Below are 25,880 nucleotides of genomic sequence, written 5' to 3'. Positions count from 1 at the left end.
CAAAAGCCCGGTACCGCAGCGCTCGCGTCATATTCAAATCGCAATTGCTTGGTTTGCTTCGCCGTACCTGCATGCGACGATTCGCTGACTCCGGCGGCCTCTGCGCTTCGATATGAAGCGCGGGACCGCCCCTCGTCACCGCTCGCTCGCATGGAGACTCATTCGTGATCCAACCGGCTGCCCGCTCCCGTTTTCGCATTGCCGCTACCCTGCTGTTGGCGCTGGCAGCCGCTTCCGCATTCGCACAAGGCGATGCCGGAAAAGTGCTGCGTATCGGCTATCAGAAGGCCGGCCTGCTTGCCGTGCTGAAAGCGCAAGGCGTGCTCGAGCAAAAGCTCAAGCCGCTCGGCTATGAAATCAAATGGTTCGAATTCCCCGCGGGCCCGCAATTGCTTGAGGCGTTGAACGCCGACAGCGTCGATTTCGGCTACACGGGCGCGCCGCCGCCGATCTTTGCACAGGCGGGTGGCGTGCGCTTCGTCTACGTCGGCGCTGAGCCGGGCGCCTCGCATAACGAGGCGATTTTCGTCAAAGACGATTCGCCGCTGCGCAAGCCCGCCGATCTAAAGGGCAAGCGCGTCGCGCTGCAAAAGGGATCGAGCTCCCACTACCTGCTGCTCGAAGTGCTCAAGAAAGCCGGCTTGCGCTATGAGGATGTGCAGCCCGTGTATCTCGCCCCCGCCGATGCGCGCGCGGCTTTCGAAAGCGGCAACGTCGACGCGTGGGTGGTATGGGATCCTTATTACGCTTCGGCGCAAGCGACGCTCAAGGTCCGCACGCTTGCCGACTATGGCGGCATTCCCACCTACAGCTTTTACGAAGCAACACGCGAATTCGCCCAAGCGCATCCGGATATCGTCGCTGCCCTACTGAGTCAGTTGCGTGCAACGGGTCAATGGGTCAACACGCACCCCGACGAAACGGCCGCGCTGGTCGCGCCGAAAATCGGGCTGGAACTGCCGATCGTCAAGACTTGGGTGCGGCGCGTGCCGTATGGCGCGACGCCGGTCACGGACAACGTCGCCGCCTTGCAGCAGGACGTTGCCGACTCGTTCTACGGCGCGCGTCTGATCCCGCAAAAGCTCACCGTCAAGGACAACGTCTGGCAGGACAAGGCCGCGGCGGAGAGCTTGAGCGAGGCGCGCTGATTACAGGCCGCCCGGGGCAGGCACGCCGAAACCGCGGCACCAGGGCACCAGCGAATCGAGCGTCGGAGCCTCGATATCAGGCGGCCGCGCACCTTCGACCAATGACAGCCCAATCGCGTTGTGCCAGTACGTGCGCAGGCCAACTTCAGCCGTACCGAACATGTCATAGCTCGAGCCCGCGACAAACGCCGCATCCGCGGGGGCCACGCCAAGCCGTTCGAGTGCGAGACGGTAGGGACGCGGGTCCGGTTTGTACGCACCGGCTTCCTCGGCGGTAATCACCGCATCCCATTCGATCGGAATGATGGCTGCCGCCTGCCGGCCCAGCGGTATCGAGCAGTTGGTGACGATGGCGAGCTTGCAATGCGGCTGCAGTTGCCGCAGTGCCTCGACGGCGCCATGCCAAGGCGCAAGCTTCAGCCAGCCGGCTTCGAGCGCAAGCGGCGCGGATTCCGGCAGCCCCACGCGCTCGGCCGACTGCCGCACCAGCTGTTCGTAAGCGACATAGTCGCCACAGCCATACGTCAAGCGCAGGTATTCAGCGCGCCAGGCACGCCCAGCCTGCTCCGAACCGGCAGCACGGTTCCACAGCGTCCATGAATCGAGCAGCGCCGTCAAAAGATCGAAGAGCACCGCCTTCGGATAGGCGGCCAGTGCAGAAGAATCACTCATGAGCTGACGAACTCCGTTATGGACCTGGCCAGTATAGTGTTTCGTCGCTCATGAGCGATTCAGCCAAACCGATTCAATCATTCAAATAGACTGAATCAGCTTCGCCACGGCGGCTGCGGCTTGAACCTGTCCTGCAGGTAGCGCATGAAATGTCTCGTCCGCGCAGGCAGGCCTGCGCGGTGGTGGGTGAGAGCGATCACGTCGGCATCGCGCGCTTTCCATGCCGGCAGCAGACGCACGAGATTTCCCTTGGCGATATCGTCGGCCACATCCCATTCGGAGCGGAGAATCACGCCGCGGCCCTCACAGGCCCAGAGGCGTATCACTTCGCCATCGTTGCAGCTCAGCTTCGACGGCACCCTGACGCTGCACGTCACGCGTCCTTTGCGAAACTGCCAAAGCGACACATCTTCATTGTTCTCGCGCAGCACGATGCAAGGCAGCCCGGCCAGCTCTTCGGGGGATTCGGGGTGCGGGAAGCGCTTCAGCAATGCGGGGGATGCGCAAACGAAGCGCGCATTCGGCGCAATCGCATAGCCGACGAGATTCGAGGCGGGAAGCTCGCCGATGTGGACGACGATGTCGTAGCGATCGGCCGTTTCGGTCAAGGGTTGATCGGAAAGCGTCAAGGCGATGTCCACGCCTGGATTCTCTTTCTGAAAGTCGGCGATAACGGGAGCCAGGTAACGTCGCCCGAATCCCAGCGGCGCGTTGATCTTCAGGCTGCCGACAAGACCTTTGCGGCGGGCCTGCAAATCCTCGAACAGCGCGTCGAACTGTTGCACGATCTCTGCACCGCGCTGGCAGAGCAATGCCCCTTCCTCCGTGAACTGCAGCCGGCGAGCCGTGCGATCGACCAGGCGCGTATCCAGTTTCCGCTCCAGCTGCTGCAAACGCTGCGTGACCGCGGACGGCGACAGCCCGAGCTTTCTCGCTGCCGCAGCGAGGCTTCCGGACGCCCGGATCGCCAATAGGAAACGGATGTCGGGGGAGTCGTTCATGTCGGCAATGTCGTCGATAAAAGAGTGGATCGCTCTATTATCGACGACGTACCCGCGAATCAGCGCGCGCCGACCTTCTTCTGCCGCCAGAGGCACAGCAAATCGCAAGCGATATGCGCCGCGGCGAGCGCCGTGACCTCGCTCTGGTCATAAGCCGGCGCCACTTCGACGACGTCAGCGCCGATCAGGTTCACCGCGCCAAGGCCTCGCACGATCGCCAGCGCTTGCGCCGAGGTCAGGCCGCCGGGCACCGGCGTACCGGTACCCGGCGCGAACGCCGGGTCGAGGCAATCGATATCAAAGGTGAGATACGTGGGGCGGCCGCCCACGATCGACGCGATCCGCTCGATCGCGGCGCGCGTGCCGTGCTCATGAACCCACGCGGCGTCGAGTATGTTGATGCCGAGATAATCGTCGTTCCAGGTGCGGATGCCGACTTGCACCGATGTCTTCGGATCGATGAGCCCTTCCTTCACCGCCTTGTAGAACATCGTGCCGTGATTGAGTGAATCGGGGGTGTCGTCGGCCCAGGTATCGCAGTGGGCGTCGAAGTGGATCATCGAGAGCGGTTTGCCGTACTTCTCCGCATGCGCGACGAGCAACGGATACGTGATGTAGTGGTCGCCGCCGAAAGTCAGCATCTTGGCGTTCGAGCGCAGGATCGTGCGCGCGTGCTCGATGATCGCGGGCTTGATCGACAGCGGGTTGTGTGCGTTGAACCAGCAATCGCCGTAGTCGATCACGGCGAGATCGTCGAACGGATTGAAGCCCCACGGGTAAGGATGCAGCTCCGCCAGCTGCACGCTCGCGGCACGCACCGCGGACGGCCCAAGCCGCGCGCCCGAGCGGAACGTCGTGGCGAGATCGAGCGGCACGCCGGACACGGCGACATCGACGCCGTCGAGCTCGCGCGTGTAGTTGCGTCGCATGAACGACAGCACGCCCGCATAAGTGTTTTCGATCGAGGACCCGTAGAGGGACGGACGGCGGATTGCGCCGTCGCCATAGAGGAGTTCAGTCATGGGATGACCTGATGGAATGTGCCGAATGCAGCGCGCGAAAGTTTCCTGGTTGAGCGCGCCGCTTCGGCGTCGGATTCATTGGGAACGCGACGGCGCGCGCCATGGCTTTGCTTTGCATGGGACCGGAGTAAGCGCTGAAGCGCAAACTCCGGATCGACAGCCGCGCTGGCTTGCGAATCCTTTAGCGCAGCCGCACGAGCGTGGACTTCAGCTCGGTGTACTTCTCCAGTGCGTGCAACGACTTGTCCCTGCCGTTGCCCGATTGCTTATAGCCGCCGAACGGGAAGTTCATGTCGCCCCCTTCGTCGTAGCAGTTGACCCACACGGTGCCGGCCCGCAGGTTGCGCGCGACTTCGTGCGCGTGCGTGAGGCTCGCGGTCCACACCGCTGCGCCGAGGCCGTACTCGCTATCGTTGGCGATCTGCACCGCTTCCTCGACGCTGTCGAACGTGATGACCGAAAGCACCGGCCCGAAGATTTCCTCGCGGGCAATCTTCGCGCCCGGCTTCGCCACGTCGAAAATCGTCGGCTCGATATAGAAGCCGCCGCTTTCCTCCTTGACGCGCGAGCCGCCCAGCAGCAGCTTGGCCTCGGCACGCCCCGCTTCGATATAGCCGAGCACGCGCTCGAGCTGGATCTTGTCGACGATCGCCCCCATCGACGTTTGCGGATCGAGCGGATTGCCGGGCGTATAGCCGCGCGCAGCCGCGATGACCTTGTCGAGGAACGCGTCCTTGATATCGCGGTGCACGAGCAGACGCGAACCTGCCGTGCACATCTCGCCCATGTTGTAAAAGATCGCACCGGCCGCGGCACGCGACGCGCGATCGAGATCGGGACAATCGGGCAGCACGATGTTCGGCGACTTGCCGCCGAGCTCGAGCCACACGCGCTTCAAATTGGACTGCCCCGCGTATTGCATGATCAATTTGCCGACGTTGGTCGACCCCGTGAACGCCAGGCAATCGACGTCCTGATGCAGCGCCAGCAGCTTGCCCGGCTCGCCGCCGCCCGGCAGTACGTTGAAGACGCCCGCGGGAATGCCTGCTTCGTGCGCGAGTTGCGCGACGCGAATCGCGGTCAGCGGCGACTTCTCGGACGGCTTGAGCACGACACTGTTGCCCGCCGCGAGCGCAGGGCCGAACTTCCATGACGCCATGAGGATCGGGAAATTCCACGGCACGACGGCGGCGACAACCCCGATGGGCTCGCGCGTGACCAGACCCACGAGGTGATGATCGCTCGGCACGACCTCGCCGCCGACCTTGTCGATCGCCTCCGCAAACCATTCGACGCAATAAACGGCGCCGGGCACATCCACGGTCGTGGTGTCGCCGATCGGCTTGCCCGCATCGAGCGTTTCGAGCAGCGAGAGCTCATCGAGATGCTCGCGCATCAGCGCGGCCCAGCGAAGCAGGATCGCTTTTCGCGCGCGCGGATTGAGCCCGGCCCACACGCGCGACTCGAACGCGCGCCGCGCCGCGGCGACGGCGTGATCCACGTCTTCCGCCCCGCTGTCGGCGATCTTCGCGAGCACCTTGCCGTCGATCGGGCTCACGCAGTCGAACGTGCGGCCCGATCGGGCCGCGCAGTATTCGCCGTCGATAAATGCCCGCCCCTCGATCGAGAGCTTGGCGGCCAGTTCGTTCCAATATCCCAGGTTCTTCGTTTCCATCAGGATGCCTCACTGTTATGCGTTCGATGCGCGGCGCGCCGTGAATCCCTCCGGCGGCACCGGCAAGAACGCGCTGCGCGTTGTGCGCCGGTACTGTGTATGGGTGATTCCTTCGCTATCGAGCGTCAAGTCTCAGAACGTCGCCGGCGAATTCGCCGACACGATCTCGCAGACCCGCTCCGGGCTCGGATTGCGAAAGCGATGCGGAAAGCGGCTTTCGAAGTAATAGCTGTCGCCGGGGTCGAGCAGCCACGTCGTACCGTCGACGGTCAGCTCGATTTGGCCGCTGACGATGACGCCGCCCTCGTGTCCCTCATGCTGCAGCATCTCCGGGCCGGTATCGGCGAGCGGCTGATAGACCTCCCGCAAGATGCACATGTTGCGATCCTTCACGCCGGCTCCGGCAAGGTAGAACTCGATCGACTCGTTGCCGAGATTCGGCATCTGAGCGCGGCGTGAAATGACCGCGCGGTTCGCCTCGACGTCGAACGTGAAGAACTCCGCAAGACTCATCGGTATGCATTCGAGCAGTTTCTTGAGCGAACCCACGGACGGGCTCACGCGATTCTGCTCGATAAGAGAAATCGTGCCATTCGTCACACCAGCGCGCTTTGCCAATTCGCGCTGCGACAGGCCATGCTTCTTGCGAATGTACTGAAGGCGGGTGGCGACTTCGATAGACACGATGCGATTCTCGAATCGGGGTTGATGGGGCTCGCGAGTGTTGAATATTCTAATCACTTTGATGCCCGCGCCGCTCGGGAAAACCCTGAGAAATTTCGAAAACACGGGGACGTACCCGCACGTTCCGTTCGGCCCCGCATCGCCATTCACGCTCAGGGAAACCCCCGAGAAAAAATTTTATAAAAGGAATTGACGCCGTTTTTGGCTCGTATATCCTGAATCCCAGGTCGTAGTCACACCTTTGTAACGCAATGCAGCATAAATGCTTCAATAGGGTGCAAGCCATCGACCGATGCCCCATTTCGTTAAACGCACAGTGCGTTTTTCCGAATGAGGCGTTCAATACTTTCAACGCAGCCAGTCGAGTGTAATCGTGAGAGTCCGAGGCCCTTTGGTTAGGTGGGATCGAAGTCAGTTGCGGGGTTGCCCCCGTGCTGACGGCGCCATCGCCGACGGCAGCAGCGGCAGCCTTGCGTTTCGCCGTTTCCTGTCCGTCTTCACGATCCTCTCCCGTCGTTCCGTCCGACGTCATAATGCAGTCGCAGCACGCGCCTTCATCGCCGTGCACTGCGACGAGGTAGCTTCCCTGCTCCCGTAGCGCCTCTTTCCTTCTTCGCGGTTCGATTTGTCGGATTGCGTGAACGTGCGTTGATTCGCACGTGCCGTGTTCGCTTGCGCCCGTCCATCGCGTGCTTGTTGCATCGCGCTGCGGCAAAGCTCGCGCAAGCCCCGGATCGCAATCGGAAAATCGAACAGCGCCCCCATTTCGCTTGGTCCGGCGTACGCCGATGCGCGACGTCAGGCGGTCTTTGTTCGTCCGTACAAAGCCGCGGCGTGCCGCCGTCCGACGCGAACGTTTTGCGATGCCGCTTTTCGCGGCCACTGAAAATCACTGTTAGCCATGCGAAATAAACCGCTAGTGGGCATTACCGCCGACAGGACCATGATGGGATCGCATCCGTCGCACGTGACCGGCGAGAAATACATTGCCGCTATCGTCGACGGCTCCGACGCACTGGCGATGCTGCTGCCTGCCCTCGGCGCGAAGCAATCGGCCGACGACGTGCTGGCGACGGTCGACGGGCTGCTCTTCACCGGCGCGTATTCGAATGTCGAGCCACACCGCTACGGCGGCGCGGCCAGCGCGCCGGGCACGCTGCACGACCCGGCGCGCGACGCGACGACGCTGCCGCTGATGCGCGCGGCGATCGATGCCGGCGTGCCGGTGCTCGCGATCTGCCGCGGCTTTCAGGAAATGAACGTGGTCTTCGGAGGAACGCTGCATCAAAGGGTTCACGAGGTGGAAGGCTACAACGACCACCGCGAGAACAAAGACGACGCACTGGACGTGCAATACGCGCCTTCGCACGCGGTTCGCCTGAGCTCCGGCGGATTGCTGAACCGCCTTTCCGGCGGTGCGCTCGAAGCGCGCGTGAATTCCCTGCACGGCCAAGGCGTCGAGCGGCTGGGAGACGGCTTGCTTGCCGAAGCCGTCGCGCCGGACGGATTGATCGAAGCGATCAGCGTGAAGGACGCACCGGCTTTCGCCCTGGGCCTGCAATGGCACCCGGAGTGGAAGCAGGCGGACGACCCGCTCTCGAACGCGATCTTCCGTGCATTCGGCGCCGCCTGCCGCGATCGAATGCGCACCAGGGCCGGCCTGAATGCGGCGCTCGCCGCAGCAGCACGCCGCTAAGAAGCCGGTCCGCGCACAACTCTGCCAAGAGAACAATCATGCAAGACATCGATGAATTTCTGAAGAAACACCGCATCACCGAGATCGAGGCGATCATCCCCGACATGGCCGGAATCGCGCGCGGCAAGATCATTCCGCGCAACAAGTTCGAATCCGGCGAATCGATGCGGCTGCCTCAGGCCGTGATGATCCAAACCGTGACCGGCGACTATCCGGAAGACGGCAGCTTCACCGGCGTCACCGATCCCGATATGGTGTGCGTACCCGATCCGTCGACGATCCGCATCATTCCCTGGGCCGTCGATCCGACCGCGCAAGTGATTCACGACTGCGTGCACTTCGACGGCTCGCCCGTCGCGATCTCGCCGCGCCGCGTGCTGCGCCGCGTGCTGGAACTGTACAAGAGCCGTGGCTGGAAGCCCGTTGTCGCACCAGAGCTCGAGTTCTACCTGGTCGACATGAACAAGGATCCCGACCTGCCGCTGCAACCGCCGGTCGGCCGTACGGGCCGCGCGGAAACCGGCCGGCAAGCGTATTCCATCGAAGCGGTCAACGAATTCGACCCTCTCTTCGAGGACATCTACGAGTATTGCGAGGTGCAGGAGCTCGAGGTCGACACGCTGATTCACGAAGTCGGCGCGGCGCAAATGGAGATCAACTTCCTGCACGGCGATCCGCTCAATCTCGCGGACCGCGTGTTCCTCTTCAAGCGCACCGTGCGCGAAGCGGCGCTGCGGCACCACATGTATGCGACGTTCATGGCGAAGCCGATGGAGAACGAACCGGGGTCGGCCATGCACGTCCACCAAAGCCTCGTCGACGAGGAGACCGGCCGCAACCTGTTCACCGGCGCCGACGGCGCGCCGACCGAAATGTTCTATGCGTACATCGCCGGCTTGCAGAAGTACACGCCAGCGCTGATGCCGATCTTCGCGCCGTACATCAATTCCTACCGGCGTCTGTCGCGCTTCATGGCCGCGCCGATCAACGTGGCGTGGGGTTACGACAATCGCACCGTCGGCTTTCGCGTGCCGCACTCGTCGCCCGCCGCGCGGCGCGTCGAGAACCGCATTCCGGGCGTGGACTGCAATCCGTACCTTGCGATTGCCGCGACACTCGCCGCCGGTTACCTCGGCATGACGCAAAAGCTCGCGCCGACCGAGCCGCTTGCGACCGACGGCTACGAGCTGCCCTACCAGTTGCCGCGCAATCTCGAAGAAGGCCTGACGTTGATGGGCGCATGCGAACCGCTCGCGGACATCCTCGACGAGCGCTTCGTGAAAGCCTACCTCGCGCTGAAGGAAACCGAATACCAAGCGTTCTTCCGCGTCATCAGTTCGTGGGAACGCAGACATTTGCTGCTGCACGTCTGAAACAAGGACGCGCAAGCGCAAACCAATCGGAGGAACCATGAACTACAGAACCGAAGAAGTCGCTTACGTTCAGCCTGTCGCGCCCGCCAGCGGCGAGACGCGCCAAGCGCGCAGCACGGCGCAATACCGCGCGCTCGACGCCGCGCACCACATCCACCCGTTTTCGGACATGGGCACGCTCAATCGCACGGGCAGCCGTGTGATCACAAAAGCGAAGGGCGTCTATCTGTGGGATTCGGACGGCAACCAGATCATCGACGGCATGGCCGGCCTCTGGTGCGTGAACGTCGGCTACGGCCGCAAGGAGCTCGCTGACGCCGCGTACCAGCAGATTCAGGAACTGCCTTTCTACAACACGTTCTTCAAGACGACGCACCCGCCCGTCATCGAACTCTCCGCCTTGCTCGCGGAGATCACGCCTGCGCCGTTCAATCACTTCTTCTATTGCAACAGCGGCTCGGAAGGCAACGACACGGTACTTCGCATCGCCCACCGGTTCTGGAGCGCGCAAGGCAAGCCGTCGAAGAAGTACGTTATCTCGCGCAAGAACGGCTATCACGGCTCGACCATCGCGGGCGGCACGCTGGGCGGCATGGGCTATATGCACGAGCAGATGCCCTCGAAGGTCGAGCACATCGTCCATATCGACCAGCCCTACTTCTTCGGCGAAGCCGAAGGCAACCTGACGCCTGAAGAGTTCGCGCTCGCTCGCGCGCAGCAGCTCGAAGCGAAGATTCTCGAGCTCGGCGCGGAAAACGTCGCGGCGTTCATCGGCGAACCGTTCCAGGGCGCGGGCGGCGTCATCTTCCCGGCCTCGACCTACTGGCCGGAAATCCAGCGCATCTGCCGCAAATACGACATCCTGCTCGTCGCCGACGAAGTGATCGGCGGGTTCGGCCGCACCGGCGAATGGTTCGCCCATCAGCACTTCGGTTTCGAGCCGGACCTGATGACGCTGGCGAAGGGCCTGACGAGCGGTTATGTGCCGATGGGCGCCGTCGCGCTGCATGACCGCGTCGCGAAAGTCATCGTCGAGAACGGTGAGTTCAACCACGGCCTCACCTATTCGGGCCACCCCGTGGCGGCGGCAGTCGCGGTCGCGAACCTCAAGCTCCTGCGCGACGAGAAGATCGTCGAGCGCGTGAAGACCGACACGGGGCCGTACTTCCAGAAGCTGTTGCGCGAAACGTTCGCCAATCACCCGATCATCGGCGAGATCGCGGGCACGGGGCTTGTCGCCGGCTTGCAACTCGCCGAAGACCCGAAGGCGCGCAAGCGCTTCGCGAACGGCGGCGACGTCGGCACGATCTGCCGCGACTTCTGCTTCAACGGCAACCTGATCATGCGCGCCACCGGCGACCGGATGCTGCTCTCGCCGCCGCTCGTGATCACGCGCGGCGAAATCGACGAGATCGTGTCGAAGGCGAAGAAAGCCATCGACGCCACCGCTCAACAAATGGGTCTTTCGTAACGGCAGTTCCGACCGGCGCAGGTGCGGCGACCGCACATGCAAAACGCACCCGCGCCGGGTTTTCATCTCCAAGGAAAATCATCATGAGCGTTATTTGTCCAGGACGTCATCTTCGCCATGCCATCGCGGGGGCCGCTCTCCTAGCCATCACGAGCTTGTCCGCGTCGCTCGCCACGCCGGCGCTCGCTGCCGACACCGAACTGAACGTGTACAACTGGTCGGACTACATTGCGAAGGACACGATTCCGAACTTCGAAAAGGAAACGTCGATCCACGTGAAGTACGACAACTACGACAGCGACGACACGCTGCAAGCGAAGCTGCTGGCGGGCAGCTCGGGCTACGACATCGTCGTGCCGACCTCGAACTACATGGCGAAGCAGATCCAGGCAGGCGTCTACCAGAAGCTCGACAAGTCGAAGCTGCCGAACCTGGCGAACCTCGACCCGACGCTCATGAAGATGATTGCCGATGCCGACCCGGGCAACCAGTACGGCGTGCCCTGGGCCTACGGCACCGACGGCATCGGCTACAACGTCCAGGCGGTGAAGAAAGCGCTCGGCGACAACGCTCCCGTCGACAGCTGGGCGCTCGTGTTCGATCCGGCCAACCTGTCGAAGCTGAAGGGCTGCGGCGTGTCGTTCCTCGACCAGCCGGCGGACGTGTTCGCGGCCGCATTGCAATACATGCACAAGGACCCGAACAGCACGAACCCCGGCGACTATCAGGCCGCGTTCCAGATGCTCAAGCAAGTGCGCCCCTACATCACGCAGTTCAACTCGTCGGGCTACATCAACGATCTCGCGAACAACGACATCTGCGTCGCGCTTGGCTGGTCGGGCGACGTCGGCATCGCGCGCCGCCGCACGATGGAGGCGAAGCGTTCGTATGAGGTCAAGTTCGAGAACGTGAAGGAAGGCGGCCTGCTGTGGTTCGACGTGATGGTCATTCCGAAGGACGCGCCTCACCCTGAAGCCGCGATGAAATGGATCAACTACATCGAAGATCCGAAGGTCAATGCGGCCATCACGAACGAGGTGTTCTATCCGACCGCGAACCACGCCGCGCGCCAATACGTGACGCCCGCGGTGGTGGGCGACCAGACCGTCTACCCGCCGGATGACGTGCTGAAGAAGATGACGCTGATGAAGCCGATTCCGACCGACATTCTGCGCCTCGAAAACCGCCTCTGGGCCCAACTGAAAACCGGCCACTGATCCACTGACAGCCGCGGGCGAGGGGTCGCTCGATCCCTCGCCTGCACGAAGTCGCATCACGGTAGTCAATCTGCGCGCTCAGGCGTAGCTGCTCGCGCAGTCCCCAAGTTTCTCTCGATCGCTGCACACCCTGTGAGCCGCATTTGCGCCTCGCGCGGGACCGCTCATGCCCGCGATTCGCAAGGAATGGTTAGATCATGAATACGACAGCCTCAACAATCAAGGCGCCCGAAGCGCCGCAATCGACCCGCAATTCCCCCGCCGCTTTCACGAAGGCCGCGAAATCGGACGAGTTCGTTCGCATCGAAAACGTCGTCAAGAAATTCGGCGACAGCACCGCCGTCGACAACGTCAACCTGACGATCGCGAAGAACGAACTGTTCGCCCTGCTCGGCAGCTCCGGCTGCGGCAAGTCGACGTTACTGCGGATGCTCGCCGGCCTGGAGACGGCCACCTCGGGAAAGATCTACGTCGACGGAGAAGACCTCGCGACGCTGCCGCCGTACAAGCGCCCCGTCAACATGATGTTCCAGTCGTACGCGCTCTTTCCGCACATGACGGTCGAGGCCAACGTCGCGTTCGGCCTCAAGCAGGAAGGCACACCGAAGAACGAGATCAAGGAGCGCGTCGCCGATGCGCTCGCACTCGTGCAGATGAGCAAGTACGCGGGCCGCAAGCCGCATCAATTGTCGGGCGGACAGCAGCAGCGCGTCGCGCTTGCGCGCTCGCTCGTCAAGCGTCCGAAACTGTTGCTGCTCGACGAGCCGATGTCCGCGCTCGACAAGAAGATCCGCCAGAAGACGCAGCTCGAGCTCGTCAACATCATCGAGAAAGTCGACGTGACCTGCGTGATGGTCACGCACGACCAGGAAGAGGCGATGACGATGGCAAGCCGCCTCGCGGTCATGAGCGAAGGCAAGATCGTGCAGATCGGCTCACCTTCGCAAGTCTACGAATTCCCAAATAGCCGCTTCTCCGCCGAGTTCATCGGCTCGACCAACCTGTTCGAAGGCGTCGTGGTCGAGGACGAGCCCGATCACATCTTCGTCGAAAGCGAAGATCTCGAAGCACGCATGTACGTGAGCCACGGCATCACCGGGCCGCTCGGCATGCCCGTGGGCATCTCGGTGCGCCCCGAGCGCGTGCGCGTGTCGCGCGAGCGGCCGAGCGCGCCGCACAACTGGGCGCGCGGCGTCGTCACGGATATCGCCTACATGGGCAGCTATTCGCTCTACCACGTGCGCCTGCCGAGCGGCAAGGTCGTCGTATCGAATCTCTCCAGCTCGCACCTCATGCAGGACGGTGCGCCCGCCTACAACGACGACGTGTTCGTCTACTGGTCGCCCGCTAGCGGCGTGGTGGTGACGCAATGAGAAATCCCGCATCATCCTCCCTGCCCGCAGCGAACGCCAACGCCGGAACGCTGTTCGCGCCGCTGCGCGCCTTCGCCGCGCGCCTGCTGCCTTCGGGCCGTTCGACCGTCATCGGCATACCGTTCCTCTGGCTCACGGTGTTCTTCGCCGTGCCGTTCGTCCTCGTGCTGAAGATCAGCTTCGCGGATCAGCAACTCGGCATTCCGCCGTACAACGATCTCGTCAGCCTCAAGGACGGCGTCGTGCACTTCGCCTTGCAGCTCGGGCACTACGTGTTCCTGATGCAAGACGACCTGTACATCGCCACCTACATCAGCTCGCTGAAGATGGCCGCAGTCTCCACCTTCTTCTGCCTGCTGATCGGCTATCCGATGGCGTACTACATCGCCCGTTCGAATCCGGCCACGCGCAACCTCTTGATGATGGGCGTGATGCTGCCGTTCTGGACGTCGTTCCTGATTCGCGTCTATGCATGGATCGGCATTCTGAAGGACAACGGCCTGCTCAACCACTTCCTGATGGCGATCGGCCTGATTCACGAACCGCTGCGGCTCTATCGTACCGACATCGGCGTCTATATCGGCATGGTCTATTCGTACTTGCCGTTCATGGTGATGCCGCTTTACGCGCACCTCGTGAAAATGGACCTCACGCTGCTGGAAGCCGCCTACGATCTCGGCGCAAAGCCCTGGACCGCGTTCACGCGCATCACGCTGCCGCTCTCCAGGAACGGGATCATCGCGGGCAGCTTGCTCGTCTTCATTCCGGCGGTCGGCGAGTACGTGATTCCGGAACTGCTCGGCGGCGCGGACACGCTGATGATCGGCCGCGTGATGTGGGACGAGTTCTTCAACAACATGGACTGGCCGATGGCTTCCGCCGTGACGGTCGCGATGGTGGTGCTGCTGCTCGTGCCGATGGCCGTGTTCCAGTACTACCAGGTCAAGGAATTGGAGAGCACCAAATGATCAAGCCAAGCAAACCTTTGTCGGCGTCGGTGCTCACGGTCGGCTTCCTGTTCCTGTACATCCCGATCGTCAGCCTCGTCGTGTTCTCGTTCAACGAGTCGAAGCTCGTCACTGTGTGGTCGGGCTTCTCGCTCAAATGGTACGGCGCGCTGCTGAAGGACGACGAGCTTCTTGCCGCCGCATGGCTCTCGCTGAAGATCGCGCTGATGACCGCTTGCGCGTCGGTCGTGATCGGCACCTGGGCCGGCTTCGTGCTCGCCCGCTTCGGACGCTTTCGCGGCTTCACGCTGTTCGCCGGCATGATCAATGCGCCGCTCGTGATTCCCGAGGTGATTCAGGGCATTTCGCTTCTGCTGCTTTTCGTGGCGCTTCAGCAGATGATCGGCTGGCCGAACGGGCGCGGTGTCGTCACGATGTGGATCGGCCACGTGATGCTGTGCGTCTCGTACGTGGCGATCATCGTGCAGTCGCGCGTGAAGGAGATGAACAAGTCGCTTGAAGAAGCGGCGCTCGACCTCGGCGCGACGCCGCTCAAGGTGTTCTTCGTGATCACGCTGCCGCTGATCTCGCAGGCGATCCTCTCGGGGTGGCTGCTCTCGTTCACGCTGTCGGTCGACGACCTCGTATTGTCGGCGTTCCTGTCCGGCCCGGGCTCGACCACTCTGCCGCTCGTCGTGTTCTCGCGCGTGCGCCTCGGCCTGAACCCCGAAATGAATGCGCTCGCAACCATCTTCATCACGCTCGTGACAATCGGCGTGGTGCTGGTGAACCAGGTGATGCAGGCGAAGGAACGCAAGCGCGCGCGCGACATGCAGATGGCGTTCGCCGCACTCGACAACGACGACACGAAACCGCACATCGCGCAGACGGCCACGGCGCGCAAGACGCCGGAACCGCTCGGCACGGCTTGATTCACCAAGAAAACCCTTTGCAAAACGACTTGAAACGGAGAATTGGGATGCAGAAGAAACTGATATGCATGCTGGTGGCGGCCAGCATGCCGGGGTTCGCGTTTGCCGACTCGACGAGCGCGGAAATCAAGGCGTTGCAGGCCGAGCTGAGAGCGCTGCAAAAGGAAGTGAAGGAGCTCAAGGCCGAAGTCGCGGCCAAGCCGGCGGGCGCGGGGGCCACGGCCACCGCGGCAGCCGCGCCCGCTGCACCGGTCGACATCTCGTCGCCGGACTACGGCAAGGCGACGGCGACGCTGACCAACGACGACCTCACGTCGATGAAGCAGCAGATCGCCAATCAGCAGTTGAAGGTCGATTCGCTGACCGACGCCGCCAACACCGGGCCGATCGCGGGCCTGTCGGTCACGGGCTATATCGATCCGACCTACATTTTCAACCGCGCGCAAAGCAGTTCGTCGTTCTTGTTCGCGAACCACGAAAACAGCTACAACTACTTCAACAGCACGTTCGGCGATCTTTACCTCGACATCAAGAAGACGTTCGGCGTCGGCCCGATGGCGCCGTCCGCCGAAATCACCCTGATGCCGAACCGCGGCAACGGCATCACGCTGCTGCAGAACGAGAAGGGCAGCACCGGCCTCAATATCCTGAACACGGCCGTGGTCAACGTGCCGCTTTCGGGCACCAGTATCTTCGTTGCGGGCCTGATCCCGAGCTTCGGCGGCTACGAAGTACAGCAGTCGAACCAGATGCAGACGCTCACGCACGGCCTGCTCTACGACTTCTCCGACCCGGGCAGCTATGTTGGCGTTGGCTTGAATTACACGCCCAGCAGCAGCAGCCAATGGGCATGGAAGTTCTTCCTCGGCAACGAGCAATATCGCACTTATGGCTCGGTGACGCAGACCGGCTTGAACTCATTCAACGACCCGATCACATCGAGCAACAAGATCCCGACGTTCACCGCGCGCACCGACTACACGTGGTCGAGCGCACTCGACATCGGCGGCTCATTCAACATCGGACGCCAAACACTCGCCGCCACGCTCGACTCGGCCGGCAATGCGACTGGCTACGGTCCCGGCGGCTTGTCGAGCAGCGGATACGGCACCTTCCTCTTCGGCGAAGCGGACCTGACCTACACGCTGGCCGACGTGATCTACAACGCCGAAATCGACTACGGCCAGCAGCAGCATGCGGCGTACAACGGCGGCCAAGCGCAATGGTATGGCTTGTCGCTGCTCGCGCACCGCAAGTTCAACATACCCGCCCTGGGACGGATGGGCGCCACGCTGCGATACGACCTGCTCGTCGACAGCAAGAACGGCGGCGGTGGCGGTGGCATCGCGTTGAACAGCCAGGGCCGTGACCCGTACAACGGCTTCGGCATCAGCACCACGTGTTTCCAGAACTCGACCGACAACGGCATCGAGTGCAAGGGAGCAAATCGCCAGGACGTCACGCTCGACCTGCTGTTCTACCCGACTCAGCAGATCACCGTGAAGGTCGAATACCGGCACGACTGGGCCAACAATGCGGTGTTCCTGCGCAACGACGGCTCGTACGCGAAGTCGAACGACCTCTTGGCCACGCAGTTCATCTACTCGTTCTAACCCGTTGCACCGTTGCGGCGTGAGGCGCCGCGCACGTTTCACCGCGCGCCGCCTCACGCCCTTTTCCCTGCCTATGCTCAAATTCTCGAACCAGCCTCACGTTGCGTCCTACTACGCGGCTACCGCCAACGACGCCACCCGCCACGCGCCCCTCGCCGATTCGCTCACGGTCGATGTCTGCGTGATCGGCGCCGGACTCACCGGCATCAGCACCGCGCTCAATCTCGCGGAACGCGGGCACTCGGTCGCGGTGCTCGAAGCGTCGAAGGTCGGCTGGGCCGCGAGCGGGCGCAACGGCGGACAGTTGATCGCGGGCTTCGCATGCGGAATCGACGCATTCGCGAACCACCTCGATGCGGCCGACGTGAAGCGCGTCTGGGACATGGGGCTCGAAACAATCGATATCGTCAAAGACCGCATTGCAAAGCACGACATCAAGTGCGATTTGAGGATCGGCTACCTGACAGCAGCGAACAAACCACGTCACACCGACGAATTACGTGCTGCGCGCGATGACGCGGCAGAGCGCTTCGGCTACGACCGCCTGCGTTATGTCGAGCGCGACGCGATGCACGAATACGTTCAGTCGTCACGCTATATCGGCGGCTTGTACGACCCCGACAGCGGCCATTTGCACCCGCTCAACTACACACTCGGCCTCGCGCGCGCCGCCAAGAAAGCCGGCGTGAAGATATTCGAAGACAGTTGCGTGACGTCGATTGGCAACGAGGACGGCAAGCACCTTGTCGAGACCGCCAAGGGCCGCGTGCGCGCACAATACGTCGTGCTCGCCTGCAACACCTACCTTGGAACGCTCGCGCCGCAGCTCACGCGCAAGATCATGCCGGTCGGCACTTACGTGATCGCCACGGAACCGCTCGGCCTCGAACGCGCGCAAGCGCTGATGCCCGCAGGCGCGGCGCTGTGCGACAGCCGCTTCGTGCTCGACTATTTCCGCCCCGCTCCCGACGGCCGTCTGCTATGGGGCGGCAAGGTCAGCTATTCGACGTTCGCGCCGCCCAACCTCGCGCAGGCGATGCGCCGCGACATGCTCAAAACGTTCCCTCAACTCGCCGACGTGAAGATCGACTACGCCTGGGGCGGCTATGTCGACATCACGATGAACCGCGCACCGCACTTCGGACGCCTGTCGCCGACGGTCTATTTCGCGCAGGGCTTCTCCGGTCATGGCGTCAATACGACGGGGCTCGCCGGCAAGCTGATCGCCGAAGCGATCGACGGGCAAGCCTCGCGCTTCGATTTGTTCGGTAAGATTCGGCACCGCGATTTTCCGGGTGGCGCATTGCTGCGCACACCGGCGCTCGTGCTCGCAATGGCGTGGTATCGGATGAAGGATTGGCTTTGATGACGCAAGCGCTCGACAGGCGCGCGGACGAACTCGCGCGCCACTCGTATTACGAAGCAAGCGCACGGCGCCCCACAGCCGACGACTCGGTGCTCGAAGGCACGCTCGACGCCGACGTTTGCGTGATCGGCGCGGGATTCGCGGGCCTGTCGACAGCGCTCGAATGCCGCGCACGCGGCCTCACCGTCGCCGTGCTCGACGCGCATCGCCCAGGTTGGGGCGCGTCCGGCCGCAACGGCGGGCAAGCGCTGGTGGGCTTCGCGAAGGACGAGGTCATCGAGCAACAACTTGGCCTGGAAGGCGTGCGGGCGCTGTGGGCCATGTCGATCGACGGCCTCGCGCTGATACGCGAGCGCATCGCCAAGTACGGCATCGATTGCGATTTCACTGCGGGCTATCTGACGGTCGCGACGAGACCCAAGCGCGTGCCGGATCTGCGCGCATGGATGGAGTCGGCGGCACGCTGGGGCTACCCGCACCTTGACTGGCTCGAACGCGACGGCGTGCAGGCGCGTGTCGCTTCCGAGCGCTACATCGCGGGCGTCCACGATCCGCATTCAGGTCACCTGCACCCGCTCAAATACTGCCTCGGCCTCGCTGATGCCGCACGCCGCGAAGGCGCCCAATTGTTCGCGCATTCGCGGGTGCTCGAAGTCGTGCGGGGTGCGCGCCCCGTCGTGCGCACCGCATCGGGCGAAGTGCGCTGCCGCTTCGTCGTCGCAGCCGGGAATGCCACGCTCGGCGCGGTATTGCCTGCACCCGTTGCGGCGCGCATCGCACCGATCGCGTCTTACATCGTCGCGACCGAACCGCTCGGGCAGGCCCGCGCCGATGCGTTGATCACCAGCCGCGCCGCGATCTGCGACAACAATTTCTTCCTCGACTACTTCCGCCTCTCCGCCGACCACCGCGTACTGTTCGGCGGACGCGCGAGTTCGACCGGCGCGTCGCCCGCCAAGCTCGCAGACGATATCCGCAAGCGCATGATCGGCGTCTTTCCTCAACTATCCGGCGTTCGCATCGAGTATGCGTGGGGCGGATTCGTCGACGTCACACGCAATCGCGCACCGGATTTCGGCGCGATCGATCCCAACTATTTCTACGTGCAAGGGTTCTCGGGACATGGCGTTGCGCTGACCGGCATCGCGGGGCGTGTCGTCGCGAAAGCAATCACCGGCGACACAGCCGCATTCGATCTGTTCGCGAAGCTGCGGCACACGCGCTTTCCCGGCGGATCGGCGCTGCGCGGCCCGGCGCTCGAGCTTGGAATGCTCTATCACCGGGTGCGCGAGTTGTTCTGATTCGACATTCGACATCCATGTAGCCGTGGGCTGTATTCGCCAAGTCATGCGTCGTCGCAGTCACCGGTGTGCGCGAGCAGATGCCCAAGCGTCTTCCCTGCGTGCAGCGCCTGCGCGATGGTCAGTGCGGTATATCCAACGACGACCCCGGAGCTAAGCACCGCTTTCCTGGTAAATGCGCTCAGCGGCTGCAGCGCGACGCCCGCTTGGGCAGCACGGGCGACGAACGCGCGATCATCAACACCATTCGCGAGCCACAGCATGAAGTGAAATCCCGCGTGCTCCCCCGATATTGCATACCGGTCGTTCCCATACCGGGCCAATTGTTGGAGCACCGAGTTGCGGCGCTGCAGGTACGCGTGTCGGCTCGCGCGCAGATGTTTTGCAAAGTCGCCGCTACTGATGAAGCTCGCCAATGCGAGCTGTTCGGCGACTGCGACCGAGCGGCCAGTCACGCGCCAAATCGTAGCGACGGGCACCCTGAGTTCGGCCGGCAACACCATAAAGCCGACGCGCAACCCGGAGAACAATGTCTTGTTGAATGACCCGCAATAGACGACACGGTCGTGCACGTCCAGCGACTTCAGCGCAGGCAACGGCGCGGCCTGGTAGCTGAATTCGCCGTCGTAATCGTCCTCGATGATCCACGCATGACTCTGGCTCGCCCACTCAAGCAGCTCCAGACGACGCGATACGGACATCGTGACGCCTAGCGGCGATTGATGCGCGGGCGTCACGTATGCCGCCGCCACGTCGCTGCGCCGCGGCAGTGCGGCGGTTTCGATGCCCTCTCGGTCGACTGGTATATCGATAGTCGCCGCGCCCGCGAGCTCGAAGATCCGCTGCGCGGACGAATAGCCGGGATCCTCAATCAGCACAGCATTCCCTGGCCGCAACACTGCACGTGCGATCAGGTCGATCGAATTCCGAATCCCGGTCGTGATGAACACGTCATCAGCGCCGCACGGAATGCCACGAAACTTGCGCAAATACTCGGCGATCTGCTCACGCAGCTGCCCGTCGCCTTGCGGTAAGGTCGAGCTCAAATCGGCAGGCGTAGCGCGTGTCAGCCCGATTCCGGCATGTTTTCTCCAGCTGCGCATGCGCAGCAGATCCGGGTCAGCCAGCCTGGCGATAAAGGGCACGCCTGCCTGAGCGGCATTTTCCGCCGCGGGGTATGGCCTCTCACGCGAGGCAACGACGGTGTCTTTGCGCTCGTGGACGGGCGCCCTCTGCGCCTGCTCCGACGAAGCAAGATAGGTGTCAGGCACCACCGCGCTAACGCGAGTGCCCGAGCCGCGCGTCCGCACGATATACCCCTCCGAACACAAGCGATCGAACGCGCCTTCAACGGTGCCGCGCGCTACGCGCCATCGCTCGGCCAGCGTCCGGGTAGACGGTAGCGCGGTGTCACCTGCCAGCAGCCGGTTCAGTATCGCGTCTCGAATGGCTTCGGCGATGCACTCCTGCTTCGATCGCGTGTCGTCCGACAGCCCTGGCGGACGTGGCAAATCGAGCGGAATTGAGGCCTTTCCCCGTGGCATAGTGGTCCATTACAAAATTTCTTAAATGGCCCTTCAGCTTATACCAGATTGTTCTTAAATTGCCGCCAGCCAATTATCCAAATATAAGTCCGAGGGCAACTTGAACACATCAAAACATCACGAGAGATTCACGATTGGGGTCGTCGGCGGAGGTGCGGCCAGCGTGGCGTTTCTCTACCATCTAACCAATTTGGTCGAACCGTCGGTCGCGCAGCACGTCCGAATCAGGTTATTCGAGCCACGTCCGTCCGTCGGGCCGGGACTCGCCTATCAGCATGATGTCGATTCGTTGCTGCTCAATCGCGCAGTCGAGACGATGTCGGTGTCGGCTGGCGATTTCTCGACGTTCACATCGTGGATGCGCTGGAAGGCGCATCACGAGGACGGACTACACGAACTGACGAAGCGGGATCTGTCTGCCACTTACGTGCCGCGAGCATTGTTCGGCCGGTACCTGCGCGACTTCTTTCAGGAGACGGCGACGGTCGCACAGCGCAAGGGGCTGGCGATCGACATCGTTCCGCATGAAGTCCGCAAAATCAAACGCGATACCCGCTATCAGCTGATTGCCGGTTCCGACTCTTACGAGGCCGACATCGTAGTGCTAGCAATCGGGAACATCAGCCAGCGCGATATCTACCGATTGTCCGGGCACGCGTGCTATGTGCCGCACCCCTATCCATTGGCGCCGCTGCTCGCGCGGCTCGGCAACTCGAAGCGGATTTGCATTCTCGGTGCGGGCCTAACCGCTGTCGACGTCGCGATCAGTCTCTACAACACCAATCGCGACGTGGAGATTCACATGATGTCTCCAACCGGGACGCTTCCCTATGTCAAGGGCCGGCAGGCACCGCATAGGCCGCTGCGCTTCATCACGCAGGAGAGGCTCCGTGCGTTGACCGCGGACGGCACCCGGAAGATTTCACTGCGTGCGCTCGGTCGGCTGCTCCGCGCTGAATTTCGGGCGGCCGGTACGGACTGGCGGGAACTCTTCGCGCGGACGGACAACGCACGGGACCTGCTGGGTGACGAAATCGCGCACGCCGATCGTGAACGCCCGTGGCAAACGATCCTGGTGGCGACCAACGACATCGTCGAGGACGCTTGGCACGCGCTCGACGCGCGCGGCCAGTTCATCGTACTCGAACGTTTCGCGCGTCAGTGGTTGACGCGTCGCGCGCCAATGCCGCTGGAGAATGCACGGCTGCTTGCGCGCATGCTCGACGACGGCCAGCTGAAGCTTGTCAAGACGCCGGTCATGTTCGACCGGACGGACCCATCGCATCTCGCGATGACGCGTGTCGACACGACTTCGCGCGAAACCTACGACTGTGTCATCAACGCGACCGGTTCGGCCAGGTATGTCGAGGGCCCGGACGATTCCCCGCTTGGCTGGCAATTGCTACAGGACGGACTCGCGAGCCCAGACCCTCGAGGCGGCCTGCGGGTCGACTTCGATACCGGCGCGTTGCTCGACAGCGATGGCGAGCCGGACTGGCAGTTTCGCGCGCTCGGCCATCTCACGTCGGGGACCTACTTCTTCGTGAGTTCGCTCGAAATGGTCGCAAAACGCGCGCGCAAGATCGCTGCCGATCTCGCGTCGTCATTGTCCGAGGAAGATCTCGCGCTGCGTCCAGCCAGCCGAAACATCGCACTTTCATGAGAGTCGCCAAGAGAATGAACGAGAAGACTTTATCGCAGCGAGCATGGCTCGTGCTGCTGATGCTGGTTGTTTGTCTGCCGCGCGTCACGATAGACGCGTATCTCCCTTCCTTGCCGGCGATGGCGGATGCGTTGCACGGCACCGACGCGCAGCTCCAGTTGACGCTGACCATGTACATGGTCGGATACGCCCTGTCGATGCTGATCGCGGGGCCGTTGTCTGATCGCCATGGACGCCGGCCTGTGCTTGTCGGCGGACTACTCGTATATTTGTGTGCGACTGCCGCGTGTGCGCTGTCGACCAGCGTGTCGGCGATCGTCGTCGCGCGAATCTTCCAGGCGCTCGGCGGATGTAGCGGCACCGTGATCGGCCGCGTGATCGTTCGCGAACGCTTTCCAACCGGTATTCAGGCGGCGATGCTCAGCAGCATCTCGGCAGGCATGGCGCTATCGCCCGTCGTTGCGCCGCTCGCAGGTAGCTTCGTCGCACAGTGGCTTGGCTGGCGTGGCGTGTTCGCGCTGCTTGGGGTGGCCGGACTCACCGCGCTGTTGATGGTGTGCCGCCATCTGCCCGAGACGCGCGCGCCCGCAGTGGCAAACTCGCGCCGCGAAAGTCTCGTGAGTACCTACGCTACGCTGCTACGCGACCGCAGCTTCCTGCGCTACTCACTTGCGATTAGCTTCATCTATTGCACGTACTTCCCATTCGTTGCTGAATCCTCGACGCTGTTCCAGCGGCAACTGCACGTGTCCGGCCAGGTCTACGCAGCAATTTTCGGCGTCACCGTGCTCGGCTATCTGATCGGGTCGGCCGTCTTTCGCCGCACGAGCGGGCGGTGGCCGACCGACGGCGTGATCGCGTGCGCCGCCATCATCAATCTAGGTGGCGCAGCCGCACTGTGGGGGGCGGCGGCGGTCGCGCCGCTGTCCGCGTGGTCGATCGTAGTGCCGATGTTCACCATCATGCTGTCCGTGGGCATCGCGATTCCAGCCTGCCAGTTCGCCGTTCTGCAACCGTTCACACACATCGCCGGCACCGCATCCGGCCTGTTCTTCTTCATCCAGATGGCGATCACCGCGATCTGCGGCGGCTTGTTGAGCGGGCTGGCAAACGGCTCCGCGCAACCGATGATCTCACTGACCGTCGGTGCCAGTATCGCGTTCTTTATCGTGTTCGCCGGCTTGCGTTCGCGAAGCGTCGCTGCTGGCGGAAGCATCGCCAGCAGATCCTGACGTGCGGTGGCGCCACGAACATGTCACGGCTACGACATCGAAAATCACGCACACAAAAGCGGCTGCCAACGAACGACTAGATTTTTTGTGCATCCTCAGCAGCCCGCACGCGCGTAAAGAGAGTCGGATAGTCGATCACCAGACCATCCTCGTCGACTTTCAGATTGGCCGCAAAATCCGAATCAACGTTTTCATAGCGATATTCGCGGTCCGGCTCAATGCAGATATAGGCTTGCCGCATGCGTGTCACTTGAAGATCAGGCGTCGAGATGTATGCCATATCGAGCTGCGCACGCTCTCCTTGCGCGAGCTTCAGGCGGCGAATCGGCAACGTATTGGTGAACGGCGTCGCGGCAATATCGACGTCGATGCAACCATCGAGGTGTGCCAACGCCAGACCGTTGCCGTCGCGCCAATGGCCCGCGCCATCGCTATGCAGTTCGAGATTTTGGCCACCCATCACCCGCACGAATGCGTGCCGCGCGCATCCTTGCGCATCGCAATCGATGCGGTAGCAAAGCCCATAAGCATGCCCTTCGCGCTCGCCGATCAGCGCACTCTCCGCCACGACACATTCGTCCCGCACATCGAACGCCAAATGTTCAATGCCGTCCCCCTCCTCCGATATCCAGCGCAGTTCACGCATGAGCAATGCCTCTCTTCGAAATAGCCGCTATCAACGCGCGAGCATGTAGCGCACACCGCTTCTGCCCTATGCTCGCGGCTCACAAGCGGCGTGTGCCCGCACGATGAGCTGGGGCATACTGAGAACCTCGGCAAGCAACCCGGTCGTGCGCTTCACGCCACCTTCCTGCACTCGAAGGAAACGAACATGTCATTCACTCACGCGCCCAAGCGCCGGATCGCCGCCTCCGGCCCTCTCTCCGTTGCCGAGCAGCAGACCCGCTTCGACCTTGCCACCGCCTACCGCCTCGCCGCCCTCAACCAATGGGACGACCTCATATACACGCATATTTCCGCGAGCGTGCCGGGCGAGCCAGGCCATTTCCTGATCAATCCCTTCGGGCTCGCTTTCAATGAAGTGTGCGCCTCGAATCTCGTGAAAATCGACATCGAGGGCAACATCGTCGGCGAGAGCGAGCATCCGGTCAATGCAACAGGCTTCGCGCTGCATGCGGCCGTACATGCCGCGCGCACCGACGCCTTTTGCGTGATGCATCTGCACAATACCGCTGGAATTGCCGTGTCCGCGCAGCGTGAAGGCCTGCTGCCCGCCTCGCAGCATGCGCTGCGTTTCTACGGCCAGCTTGCCTACCATGACTACGAAGGGCTCGCGTTCACGCCGGCCGAAGGCACGCGGCTCGTCGCGAACCTCGGCGGCAAACCGGCGATGCTGTTGCGCAATCACGGCACGCTGACCGTGGGCCGCACCGTCGCGGAAGCTTACGTACTGATGGCCACGCTTATCAAGGCCTGTGAAATCCAGATCCAGGCGCAAGCCAGCAAGAACTACCTCGTCGTGCCAGACGATACGATCGCCAAGCGCGCCGCCGAGCAGTTGCTCGACGGCGGCGCGATCGAAGGCGCGCTCGAATGGCCCGCGCTTTTGCGCAAGATCGATCGAATCGATACGTCTTATCGCGACTGAGCGCGGCGCAGGCACACTACCCTCCCATTCTTCCCACCAATCGCCGAGGAGCAACCCAATGCCAACCTTTCATATCGAACTGTTCGAAGGCCGAAGCATCGAGCAAAAACGCAAATTCGTCGAGGCCATTACCCGCGTGACGTGCGAAACGCTCGACTGCGAAGCCAGCTCCGTCGACATCATCCTGACCGACGTCAAGCGCGAAAACTGGGCGACCGCGGGGCGCCTGTGGTCCGATCCCGAGCCGTCGGTCTAAGCGCTTCCCTTCGCAGAAGGTTGCCAACGCAACTTGGCAGCCAAGCACGGAAACACCGCTTTTCACGGCAATTGTCCGAAATGAC

General features: G+C 62.7%; 23 protein-coding genes. 16 read left to right on the top strand and 7 right to left on the bottom strand.

Going from position 1 to position 25,880, the window contains the following annotated elements; all coding sequences use genetic code 11:
• Positions 1-164 precede the first annotated feature (164 nt).
• The gene (locus FAZ69_RS01840) at positions 165-1,148 is read left to right on the top strand and encodes a sulfonate ABC transporter substrate-binding protein (protein WP_439654734.1); all 984 of its coding nucleotides are present in this window, start codon (positions 165-167) and stop codon (positions 1,146-1,148) included.
• On the opposite strand, the gene FAZ69_RS01835 is transcribed toward FAZ69_RS01840, so the two are convergent.
• The 5 genes from FAZ69_RS01835 to FAZ69_RS01815 form a co-directional block, all read right to left on the bottom strand.
• Positions 1,149-1,820, bottom strand: a complete 672-nt coding sequence (locus FAZ69_RS01835; protein WP_136892223.1) for an HAD-IA family hydrolase — start codon at positions 1,818-1,820, stop codon at positions 1,149-1,151. It lies immediately after the preceding gene.
• A gap of 95 nt (positions 1,821-1,915) precedes the next feature.
• A complete protein-coding gene (locus FAZ69_RS01830) occupies positions 1,916-2,821 on the bottom strand; it encodes a LysR family transcriptional regulator (protein ID WP_136892502.1) in 906 nt (301 codons plus the stop codon).
• Between the two features lie 59 nt (positions 2,822-2,880).
• A complete protein-coding gene (gene speB, locus FAZ69_RS01825; protein ID WP_136892222.1) occupies positions 2,881-3,843 on the bottom strand; it encodes an agmatinase in 963 nt (320 codons plus the stop codon).
• 181 nt (positions 3,844-4,024) lie between these two features.
• Entirely contained in the window at positions 4,025-5,518 is a 1,494-nt protein-coding gene (locus FAZ69_RS01820) for an aldehyde dehydrogenase (RefSeq protein WP_136892221.1), read from the bottom strand.
• Between the two features lie 132 nt (positions 5,519-5,650).
• Complete coding sequence (locus FAZ69_RS01815; RefSeq protein WP_136892220.1) at positions 5,651-6,202, bottom strand: cupin domain-containing protein; 552 nt, start codon at positions 6,200-6,202, stop codon at positions 5,651-5,653.
• A gap of 391 nt (positions 6,203-6,593) precedes the next feature.
• On the opposite strand from FAZ69_RS01815, the gene FAZ69_RS34510 reads away from it, so the two are divergent.
• The 11 genes from FAZ69_RS34510 (at position 6,594) to FAZ69_RS01760 (ending at position 19,491) form a co-directional block, all read left to right on the top strand.
• Complete coding sequence (locus FAZ69_RS34510) at positions 6,594-6,800, top strand: hypothetical protein (protein ID WP_136892219.1); 207 nt, start codon at positions 6,594-6,596, stop codon at positions 6,798-6,800.
• 303 nt (positions 6,801-7,103) lie between these two features.
• Positions 7,104-7,898, top strand: coding sequence for a gamma-glutamyl-gamma-aminobutyrate hydrolase family protein (locus FAZ69_RS01805; RefSeq protein WP_136892218.1), 795 nt, complete (start codon positions 7,104-7,106; stop codon positions 7,896-7,898).
• A gap of 38 nt (positions 7,899-7,936) precedes the next feature.
• A complete protein-coding gene (locus tag FAZ69_RS01800) occupies positions 7,937-9,271 on the top strand; it encodes a glutamine synthetase family protein (RefSeq protein ID WP_136892217.1) in 1,335 nt (444 codons plus the stop codon).
• Positions 9,272-9,308: 37 nt separating this feature from the next.
• On the top strand, positions 9,309-10,742 hold the full coding sequence (locus tag FAZ69_RS01795; RefSeq protein WP_136892216.1) for an aspartate aminotransferase family protein: 1,434 nt from the start codon (positions 9,309-9,311) through the stop codon (positions 10,740-10,742).
• 83 nt (positions 10,743-10,825) lie between these two features.
• Positions 10,826-11,959 carry a polyamine ABC transporter substrate-binding protein gene (locus tag FAZ69_RS01790; RefSeq protein ID WP_136892215.1) on the top strand — a complete coding sequence of 378 codons (1,134 nt, stop codon included), beginning with the start codon at positions 10,826-10,828 and terminating at the stop codon, positions 11,957-11,959.
• A 197-nt stretch (positions 11,960-12,156) separates the two neighbouring features.
• Positions 12,157-13,332 carry an ABC transporter ATP-binding protein gene (locus FAZ69_RS01785; RefSeq protein WP_240702062.1) on the top strand — a complete coding sequence of 392 codons (1,176 nt, stop codon included), beginning with the start codon at positions 12,157-12,159 and terminating at the stop codon, positions 13,330-13,332.
• Positions 13,329-14,300, top strand: coding sequence for an ABC transporter permease subunit (locus FAZ69_RS01780; protein WP_136892214.1), 972 nt, complete (start codon positions 13,329-13,331; stop codon positions 14,298-14,300). The genes FAZ69_RS01785 and FAZ69_RS01780 overlap by 4 nt, the downstream gene beginning before the upstream one ends.
• Positions 14,297-15,211 (top strand): ABC transporter permease subunit, encoded by a 915-nt coding sequence (locus FAZ69_RS01775; RefSeq protein WP_136892213.1) that lies wholly within the window; start codon positions 14,297-14,299, stop codon positions 15,209-15,211. Before FAZ69_RS01780 ends, FAZ69_RS01775 begins: the two co-directional genes overlap by 4 nt.
• A 47-nt stretch (positions 15,212-15,258) precedes the next feature.
• On the top strand, positions 15,259-16,824 hold the full coding sequence (locus FAZ69_RS01770; protein ID WP_136892212.1) for a DUF3138 family protein: 1,566 nt from the start codon (positions 15,259-15,261) through the stop codon (positions 16,822-16,824).
• Between the two features lie 73 nt (positions 16,825-16,897).
• Positions 16,898-18,190, top strand: a complete 1,293-nt coding sequence (locus tag FAZ69_RS01765) for an NAD(P)/FAD-dependent oxidoreductase (RefSeq protein ID WP_136892211.1) — start codon at positions 16,898-16,900, stop codon at positions 18,188-18,190.
• Positions 18,190-19,491, top strand: coding sequence for an NAD(P)/FAD-dependent oxidoreductase (locus tag FAZ69_RS01760; RefSeq protein WP_136892210.1), 1,302 nt, complete (start codon positions 18,190-18,192; stop codon positions 19,489-19,491). Before FAZ69_RS01765 ends, FAZ69_RS01760 begins: the two co-directional genes overlap by 1 nt.
• Positions 19,492-19,535: 44 nt before the next feature.
• Here FAZ69_RS01760 and pdxR read toward each other — a convergent pair whose 3' ends face one another.
• Positions 19,536-21,035, bottom strand: coding sequence for a MocR-like pyridoxine biosynthesis transcription factor PdxR (gene pdxR, locus FAZ69_RS01755; protein WP_136892209.1), 1,500 nt, complete (start codon positions 21,033-21,035; stop codon positions 19,536-19,538).
• A gap of 100 nt (positions 21,036-21,135) precedes the next feature.
• Between pdxR and FAZ69_RS01750 the strand changes: the two genes are divergently transcribed.
• On the top strand, positions 21,136-22,698 hold the full coding sequence (locus tag FAZ69_RS01750) for an FAD/NAD(P)-binding protein (RefSeq protein ID WP_136892208.1): 1,563 nt from the start codon (positions 21,136-21,138) through the stop codon (positions 22,696-22,698).
• Positions 22,699-22,712: 14 nt separating this feature from the next.
• Positions 22,713-23,930, top strand: coding sequence for a multidrug effflux MFS transporter (locus FAZ69_RS01745; protein WP_136892207.1), 1,218 nt, complete (start codon positions 22,713-22,715; stop codon positions 23,928-23,930).
• A 76-nt stretch (positions 23,931-24,006) separates the two neighbouring features.
• Here the strand turns inward: FAZ69_RS01745 and FAZ69_RS01740 are convergent, their stop codons facing one another.
• A complete protein-coding gene (locus FAZ69_RS01740; RefSeq protein WP_136892206.1) occupies positions 24,007-24,576 on the bottom strand; it encodes a putative glycolipid-binding domain-containing protein in 570 nt (189 codons plus the stop codon).
• A gap of 186 nt (positions 24,577-24,762) precedes the next feature.
• On the opposite strand from FAZ69_RS01740, the gene FAZ69_RS01735 reads away from it, so the two are divergent.
• Positions 24,763-25,539 carry a class II aldolase/adducin family protein gene (locus FAZ69_RS01735; RefSeq protein ID WP_136892205.1) on the top strand — a complete coding sequence of 259 codons (777 nt, stop codon included), beginning with the start codon at positions 24,763-24,765 and terminating at the stop codon, positions 25,537-25,539.
• A complete protein-coding gene (locus FAZ69_RS34170) occupies positions 25,421-25,795 on the top strand; it encodes a 4-oxalocrotonate tautomerase (protein ID WP_136892500.1) in 375 nt (124 codons plus the stop codon). The genes FAZ69_RS01735 and FAZ69_RS34170 overlap by 119 nt, the downstream gene beginning before the upstream one ends.
• Positions 25,796-25,880 lie beyond the last annotated feature (85 nt).

Origin of the sequence: Trinickia terrae (genome assembly GCF_005144415.1) — a bacterium.
Taxonomy (GTDB): Bacteria; Pseudomonadota; Gammaproteobacteria; order Burkholderiales; family Burkholderiaceae; genus Trinickia_A; species Trinickia_A terrae.
The sequence above is the reverse complement of the archived record's forward strand: the minus strand, read 5'-3'. Positions and strand labels throughout refer to the sequence as shown.

Excerpts from the sequence above, each read along its gene's own strand:
- FAZ69_RS01770 (WP_136892212.1), top strand. The coding sequence starts at position 15,259 with ATGCAGAAGAAACTGATATGCATGCTGGTGGCGGCCAGCATGCCGGGG.
- FAZ69_RS01805 (WP_136892218.1), top strand. The coding sequence starts at position 7,104 with ATGCGAAATAAACCGCTAGTGGGCATTACCGCCGACAGGACCATGATG.
- FAZ69_RS01820 (WP_136892221.1), bottom strand. The coding sequence starts at position 5,518 with ATGGAAACGAAGAACCTGGGATATTGGAACGAACTGGCCGCCAAGCTC.
- FAZ69_RS01790 (WP_136892215.1), top strand. The coding sequence starts at position 10,826 with ATGAGCGTTATTTGTCCAGGACGTCATCTTCGCCATGCCATCGCGGGG.
- FAZ69_RS01740 (WP_136892206.1), bottom strand. The coding sequence starts at position 24,576 with ATGCGTGAACTGCGCTGGATATCGGAGGAGGGGGACGGCATTGAACAT.
- FAZ69_RS01780 (WP_136892214.1), top strand. The coding sequence starts at position 13,329 with ATGAGAAATCCCGCATCATCCTCCCTGCCCGCAGCGAACGCCAACGCC.
- pdxR (WP_136892209.1), bottom strand. The coding sequence starts at position 21,035 with ATGCCACGGGGAAAGGCCTCAATTCCGCTCGATTTGCCACGTCCGCCA.
- FAZ69_RS01735 (WP_136892205.1), top strand. The coding sequence starts at position 24,763 with ATGTCATTCACTCACGCGCCCAAGCGCCGGATCGCCGCCTCCGGCCCT.
- FAZ69_RS01745 (WP_136892207.1), top strand. The coding sequence starts at position 22,713 with ATGAACGAGAAGACTTTATCGCAGCGAGCATGGCTCGTGCTGCTGATG.
- FAZ69_RS01830 (WP_136892502.1), bottom strand. The coding sequence starts at position 2,821 with ATGAACGACTCCCCCGACATCCGTTTCCTATTGGCGATCCGGGCGTCC.
- FAZ69_RS01785 (WP_240702062.1), top strand. The coding sequence starts at position 12,157 with ATGAATACGACAGCCTCAACAATCAAGGCGCCCGAAGCGCCGCAATCG.
- FAZ69_RS01760 (WP_136892210.1), top strand. The coding sequence starts at position 18,190 with ATGACGCAAGCGCTCGACAGGCGCGCGGACGAACTCGCGCGCCACTCG.
- FAZ69_RS01795 (WP_136892216.1), top strand. The coding sequence starts at position 9,309 with ATGAACTACAGAACCGAAGAAGTCGCTTACGTTCAGCCTGTCGCGCCC.
- FAZ69_RS01775 (WP_136892213.1), top strand. The coding sequence starts at position 14,297 with ATGATCAAGCCAAGCAAACCTTTGTCGGCGTCGGTGCTCACGGTCGGC.
- FAZ69_RS01765 (WP_136892211.1), top strand. The coding sequence starts at position 16,898 with ATGCTCAAATTCTCGAACCAGCCTCACGTTGCGTCCTACTACGCGGCT.
- FAZ69_RS01800 (WP_136892217.1), top strand. The coding sequence starts at position 7,937 with ATGCAAGACATCGATGAATTTCTGAAGAAACACCGCATCACCGAGATC.
- speB (WP_136892222.1), bottom strand. The coding sequence starts at position 3,843 with ATGACTGAACTCCTCTATGGCGACGGCGCAATCCGCCGTCCGTCCCTC.
- FAZ69_RS01835 (WP_136892223.1), bottom strand. The coding sequence starts at position 1,820 with ATGAGTGATTCTTCTGCACTGGCCGCCTATCCGAAGGCGGTGCTCTTC.